5 protein-coding genes are annotated in these 6,257 nt (G+C 68.0%); 1 reads left to right on the top strand and 4 read right to left on the bottom strand.

The window, feature by feature from the left end; translation table 11 throughout:
• Window positions 1-719: IS30 family transposase (locus tag Q8O14_03395; GenBank protein MDP2359786.1), on the top strand; the 719-nt coding region annotated here is incomplete at its 5' end.
• Window positions 720-774: 55 nt separating this feature from the next.
• Here Q8O14_03395 and Q8O14_03390 read toward each other — a convergent pair.
• The 4 genes from Q8O14_03390 to Q8O14_03375 are packed head-to-tail and all read right to left on the bottom strand — an operon-like array spanning window position 775 to window position 6,069.
• The gene (locus tag Q8O14_03390) at window positions 775-4,194 is read right to left on the bottom strand and encodes a class I SAM-dependent DNA methyltransferase (protein ID MDP2359785.1); all 3,420 of its coding nucleotides are present in this window, start codon (window positions 4,192-4,194) and stop codon (window positions 775-777) included.
• Window positions 4,195-4,215: 21 nt separating this feature from the next.
• Window positions 4,216-4,674 (bottom strand): TPM domain-containing protein, encoded by a 459-nt coding sequence (locus tag Q8O14_03385; protein ID MDP2359784.1) that lies wholly within the window; start codon window positions 4,672-4,674, stop codon window positions 4,216-4,218.
• Window positions 4,675-4,676: 2 nt separating this feature from the next.
• Window positions 4,677-5,435 carry a TPM domain-containing protein gene (locus tag Q8O14_03380; GenBank protein ID MDP2359783.1) on the bottom strand — a complete coding sequence of 253 codons (759 nt, stop codon included), beginning with the start codon at window positions 5,433-5,435 and terminating at the stop codon, window positions 4,677-4,679.
• 28 nt (window positions 5,436-5,463) lie between these two features.
• Window positions 5,464-6,069, bottom strand: a complete 606-nt coding sequence (locus Q8O14_03375) for a LemA family protein (GenBank protein ID MDP2359782.1) — start codon at window positions 6,067-6,069, stop codon at window positions 5,464-5,466.
• Window positions 6,070-6,257: the final 188 nt, after the last annotated feature.

The following is a 6,257-nucleotide window of genomic DNA, read 5'->3' as shown; positions in this document are numbered from 1 at the left end:
ACGATCGGACGCGCACGGTGTCACACGAGACCATCTACACCGCGCTTTATGCCATGCCGCTGGGTCAACTGCGCACCGACCTGCTGGCCAATCTGCGTCAGGGCCACAAGGCGCGGCGCCCCCGTTCGCAAGGCCAGGACCGTCGCGGCCAGATCCCGGACATGGTCAGCATCCACGTGCGACCGCCGGACGTGGAAGACCGGCTTGTGCCAGGTCACTGGGAAGGGGACCTGATCAAGGGCGCTGGAAACCGCTCCGCCGTCGGCACGCTGGTGGAGCGCTCCAGCCGCCTGGTCCTCTTGGTCAAGCTCGACGCGTCCACTGCCGAAGCGGCGCTGGAGGGCTTCAGCAGGGCCTTCGAACGCATCCCGCGCGGTCTGCGCCAAACCCTGACCTACGATCAAGGCAAGGAAATGGCGTGTCACAAAGCCCTGGGAGAGCGCACCGGTTTGAAGATCTACTTCGCCGATCCCCACAGCCCCTGGCAGCGCGGATCCAACGAGAACACCAACGGCCTGATCCGCCAGTTCCTCCCCAAGGGCATTGACTTGTCCCAGTACAGCCAGGAGCAACTCGACGCCTTCGAGTGGATGCTCAACACCCGGCCGCGCAAAGTCCATGGGTTCAAGTGCCCCTTGGAAGTCTACGCCTCATACGAGAAAAACCTCGCCGAGTCCGAATCGCAAGCTACGCCACCACCTGTTGCACTTGCTCCTTGAGACCGCCAAGTCAAACATATGGTCCACTTTCAACCTCTTCATTGTGAGCTTGTAATCACTCCAGCAGCTCCAGCGCCTCCAGCACCGCCTGCACGCCCTTGAGCGGACCGCGCTTGAAGCGGGCGGCGATCTCCTCCACCGTGGTGGCGCCCTGGGCGCGGACCTCGCGCACGGCGCGGATCTGGTCCTTGAGGGCCTTGGGCCAGGGGCGCTTGGGGGCGGCGGACGCGGTGCCCGCTCCCGGTGACGGGGCGGGCGTCTCCGCCTCCACTTCCAGGGCGGTCTGCACCCCGCGCGGGGCGGCGGCCCGGTCGCGGCACTGGAAGTCCGGGCGCAGCCAGCGCACCAGGCCGCGCTTCTCCTCGGCGGCGCGCTCGGCGTTCAAGGCCACCAGCCGGGCCAGCAGCTCCTCCTGGGCGGCGGCCTGCTCCGGGTCCGGGTTGGCCAGGGGCAGGGTGCCGCCGGGCTTGCCCACCAGCGCCGGGGCCAGGTCCTCCCAGCCGTAGGCCGCCAGCACGGCGCGGTCGATGTCGTCGTGGAGGCTGCCCAGGACGGAGACGAGGCCCTGCTCGTGGATCTCCTTCTCCTTGGCCGTGAGCGGGCGGCCCTGGCGCAGGGCTTCCAGCACGTTGTACATGCCGGTGAGGGTGAGGCCGGGATGGGCGGCTTGGCGGGCCTTGCGGTGGGCGTCGAGGGCTTCGCCCAACTCGACCAAGTGATTATGAATCACATTCTCTGTTATTGGGAAAGGAAACGGCTCGAAGCACTTGCTCTTGGAGTAAACCGGATCGTTGCCGATTCCCATCCATGCTCCACTTCGAAGTGCCCAGATACAATGAACACGACTGGAAAGCACTCCAAGTGAAAATGAGTCTTCTAGTGCAATGGCGATCAACTTGTGGTCCGGCAGAATTTCCCCTGGAAGGAATTGAAAAATCCTATGCCTCGCTGTTTCAGCTGTTGCAACGAACCGGCAAAGGCCCTCAAGCGCAGGTCGAAGTTCGCGACGAGGTTCAGCATGAATCCACCAGTTTTCCCGGTAACTCGCCCGGTTGTTATGGTCACGCTCTGGTTTCACGCGCTCCAGCACCCACTGGTACACAGATGGAAAGCGGGTGCGGACGTCTTCCGCCGTCAGCCCCAGAAGATCAATGACCATGACTCCACGCGGCTGTCCCATCAAGTCACGACCATTTCGATAGGCACGAATATGTCGGTCAAGACCAAGCACACATCCAAGCCCGAGGATCTTCGCCTCTTCAGGATTCACAATGAATCCCGCACCATGCAGTGAAACACCAAAGGAGCTTATATGACCATTTGATTGCAGATGCCGCGCTCTTGTCAAATCTGCGCCGATAGTCAGATCCGCGTTGATCTGACCGCGCAGATCAAGCAGTGTTATGGTCGCCCCGTCCAAGCCCTCAGCAAGCTCCTCCGCCACCGTGTGCAAGTCACCTTCAACGTTCTCACCGGTCCCCACCGTCATTGCAATACGCACTGCGGCGCCATCGGCGCTGTCCACCCAGGGATGGTCGGGGATGGCGAAGGCCAGGCGCAACGGCGGATTGGCGGCAAGATGCGCGTCTACGATGCGCCGATTGAAGATCTGTCGCAGACTATTGGTCGAGATAAAACCAAAGCGCTGGATCTTGCCCGCGCGCGCCAGCTCCGCCGCGATGTGCCACCAGTGCATGACGAAGTCGGCGGACTCGGGCAGCTCCTTCCAGGTGGAGCGCAGGGCGTCCACGTAGCCCTCGCCGAGCACCTGCTTCAAGCGCTTGTCGCCAATGAAGGGCGGATTGCCCACCACGTAGTCCGCCTCCGGCCAGTGGGCCTTCCGCGGATTCACATAGCGCTCCACGGGCACCTGGGCGCGCTCGTCGGGCACGGGGCGGCCCGTCACCGGGTGCGTCTTGGTGGTCACGCCGTCCCAGCGCGTCAGGGGGCGGCCCTGCCCGTCCGTGGCGATGGTGAGTTCGTCCCACTCCAGCAGCGCGTCGCGGCACTGGATGTTGCGGAAGTCGCGCAGGACGGGCTCCGGCGGCTGGACGTGGCCGTGGACGCGGAAGTGCCACTGCAGGTAGCCGATCCACAAGACCAGCTCGGCCACGGCGGCGGCGCGCGGATTGATCTCCAGGCCGAGGAACTGGTGGGGGTCCACCGTGACGTGCTCCAACTCCAGGCGATGGGTGGCGCCCAGGTCGGCCAACAGGGAGAGGACCTCGCCCTCCAGGCGCTTCAGGTGCTCCAGGGCGACGTAGAGGAAGTTGCCGCTGCCGCAGGCGGGGTCCAGCACGCGCACGGCGCAGAGGCGGCGCAGAAAGTCCTCCAGCTCGGCCAGGGCCTCCTTGGGCCGGCCCTGTTGCTCCAGCGCCAGGGCCGCCGCGCGGGCGTCCCGCCAGTCGGCGCGCAAGGGCTCCACCAGCGTGGGCAGGACGAGGCGCTCCACATAGGCGCGGGGCGTGTAGTGGGCGCCCAGCTTGTGGCGTTCGCCAGGGTCCAGGGCGCGCTCGAGCAGGGTGCCGAAAATGGAGGGTTCCACCTGGCGCCAGTCGGCGCGGGCCGCCTCCAACAGCAGGTCCACCTGCTCCCTGGCCAGGAGCGGCGCCTGCACGTCGCGGAAGAGGCCGCCGTTGAAGCGCAGCAGGAACTCGGCCGTGCGCCCCCACAGGCCGCCCTGGTCCATGGTCTGCCAGAGCTGCTCCAACAGGGTGCGCAGCTTGTCCGGCTCCCGGCGGAAGTCCCGCAGCAGGCCGCTGAAGGTGTCGACGGGGATGAGGCCCACGTCCTCGGCGAACATGCTGAAGAGGCAGCGCATGAGGAACTGGGCGGTGGCGGCGGGCGGGTGGCCGGCGCCCTCCAGGCTGCGCGCCAGGTCCGCCAGGCGGGCGGCGATCTCCCGCGTGACCTTGGCGCTGGCGCGGGCCGGGTCCAGGGCGAGGGGGTCCAGCCAGACGGCGCGCAGCAGTTCGCGGATCTCCGGGCGCTCCAGATCCGCCAGGCGGATGCGGTGGCGGCGGGAATCGGGGAAGGGCGTGTAGACGGCGCCGCTGCGGGTGAAATCGGCGTAGAGTTCCAGGTGGCGGCCCACGTCGGTGACGATGAGGAAGGGCGGGCGGCCCTCGGCGGCGGGCAGGGCGCGGGCGTAGCGCTCGGCCTGGGCCTGGGCGCGCAGCATGGCCTTGTCCCAGCCGCCCGTCTCCAGCTCCAGGCCGGTCTGTTTGGCCTCGCAGACGAAGCAGCCACGCCGGTAAAGGTCGATGAAGCCGGGGGCGACGCGGCCATCGGGGCCGGCCAGGTCCACGCGACGCTCGAAGGCGTAGGTGTTCTCCTCCGTCTCGCGGCTGGCCGGATCGGGGGTGGGCAGATCCAGCAGGGCGCACAACTCGGTGAGGAAGAGCTGGTAGTTGGCGCGCTCGCCGCCCGTGGCGGCCGCCCAGCGGGCGAGGAACTCGGCGTGGGCAGGGGTCATCCTCGTCTCCCGGGCCGGCGCTCAGCGCCCGAAGTGGATCTCGTCGGGCAGCTCGTTGACGTCGTCGGGATGCCGGGGGAAGTACTCGGCCAGTTGCCCGCCCGCCGCGCGCACGGCCTCGGCCAGCCCGTCGCCGAAGCGGTCGGCGGCGAAATGGGCGGTCATGGCGTCGGCGATGCGGTGCCAGCCCAGGTCCCCCACGATCTGGTGGAGGCGCTCGTCACCCACGATGGCGAAGCGGTGGGAGGCAGTGGCCAGGTAGACCAGCACGCCGTTGTGAACCTCCGTCTCGTGCATGCCCAGCATGACGAAGACGCGCCGGGCGCGGCGGTAGGGGTCGCGCCCGAACCAGGGGATGCGGCGCTCCAGGTAGACGCGGATCTCCCCGCTGGTGCCGCGCTCGGCCTCCGCCACGGCGGCGCGCACCTGCTCCTGCTCGGCCGCCGTCAGGAACTCGGCCGGCTTGTCGGATCGCGCCATGCTCACCACCTCCCGCTGGCGCCGCCGCCGCCGGAGAAGCCGCCTCCCCCGGAAAAGCCGCCGCCGCCGAAGCCGCCCCGGCCGCCGAAGCCGCCACCGCCCCGGGTCGCCTGGGAGAGGATGGCGCCGATAAGGAGCGGCGTCATGCCGCCGCCCCGGCCGCCGCGTCCGCGGCCGGCGATCAGGGCCATGATGGCCACCAGGACCAGCAGGCCCAGCAGGCCGCCGCCCCGCCCCCGCATGGAATTCTCCCCGCGCCGCGCCGGCAGTTCGCCGCGGGCGAGGGGATCCTCCGGCGCGATGCGCTGGGCGACGCGGATCATGACGTATTGGAAGCGCGCCACCGCCGGCTCCCGCGGCACCTGCAGCATGTCGCGCAGGATGCGTCCCGCCTCGATGTCGGGCAGGTTCTCCTCGAGGCCGTAGCCGGTCTCGAGGCGCGCCATGCCCTGTCCGGGCAGCACCAGGAAGAGGACGCCCCGCTGGGTGTCGCGCTGGCCGATGCGCCAGTGCTCGTAAAGACGGCTGGCGAAGTCCGTGATCTCATCCTCCACGTCGGGCAGCACGGCCACCACGAACTGGATGCCCGTGCGCTGCTCGAAAGCGTAGAGCTGTTCCGCGAGTTGGGCGGCTTCGGCCGGAGCGACCAGCCCGGCGCGGTCCTCGAAATGGCGGGCGGGAGGGGCGGGCAGGGGCGCGGCCGCCGCCAAGGCGACGAGCAGCGCCAGGCCGGCGATCCAGGACATGCGTTGCGCGCTCATGGGCATGGGCTCCCCGCCGGCGTGGCCATCATTTGCCGAAGTCGACCTTGGGCGCTTTCTCGGCGCCCTGCTCGGCCTCGAAGTAGGCGTGCTTGCCCAGGCCAGCGATGCCCGCCACGAAGTTGGCCGGGAAGCGCCGGATGGCGGCGTTGAAATCGCGCGCCAGGTCGTTGAAGCGGCGCCGCTCCACGGCGATGCGGTTCTCCGTGCCTTCCAGCTGGGTCTGCAGGTCCAGGAAGTTCTGGTTCGCCTTGAGGTCGGGATAGCGCTCCACCACCACCATCAGGCGGGCGAGGGCGCTGCTCAGTTCGCCCTGGGCGGCCTGGAACCTGGCCAGGGCCTGGGGATCGTTCATCGCCTCCGGCGTCAACTCGGCGCTGACCTGGGTGGCCTTGGCCCGCGCCTCGATCACGCCGGTGAGGGTCTCCTGCTCGTGGGCGGCGTAGCCCTTGACCGTCTCGACCAGGTTGGGGATGAGGTCGGCCCGGCGCTGGTAGACGTTCTCCACGTTGCCCCACTGGCCGGTCACGCCCTCGTCCAGGGTCACCAGGGTGTTGTACTTGCCGACGGCGCTCATCACCAACAGGACGATCACCACCAGCAAACCGATGAGGATGATCCAACCCTTCTTCATCGCGACCTCCTTGATCCATCTCTAGCAGTCTGTCGGACTTGGCCACTTGGCGGTCTTCATCGCCCCAATCGGTCCGGATTTTCCGCAATTTTCTTGAACAGACCACCAGTATGCCCTGCGAAAATTCCGAAAACCCGGCCTCGATTTGGACGCGAATCCCATCCAAGGCCCAAGCCCGACAGGCTGCT

The sequence above is a fragment of the bacterium genome, from assembly GCA_030685015.1.
Taxonomy (GTDB): Bacteria; CAIWAD01; CAIWAD01; order CAIWAD01; family CAIWAD01; genus CAIWAD01.
Note: the sequence above shows the minus strand (reverse complement) of the source record. Positions and strands in the feature narration are given on the sequence as shown.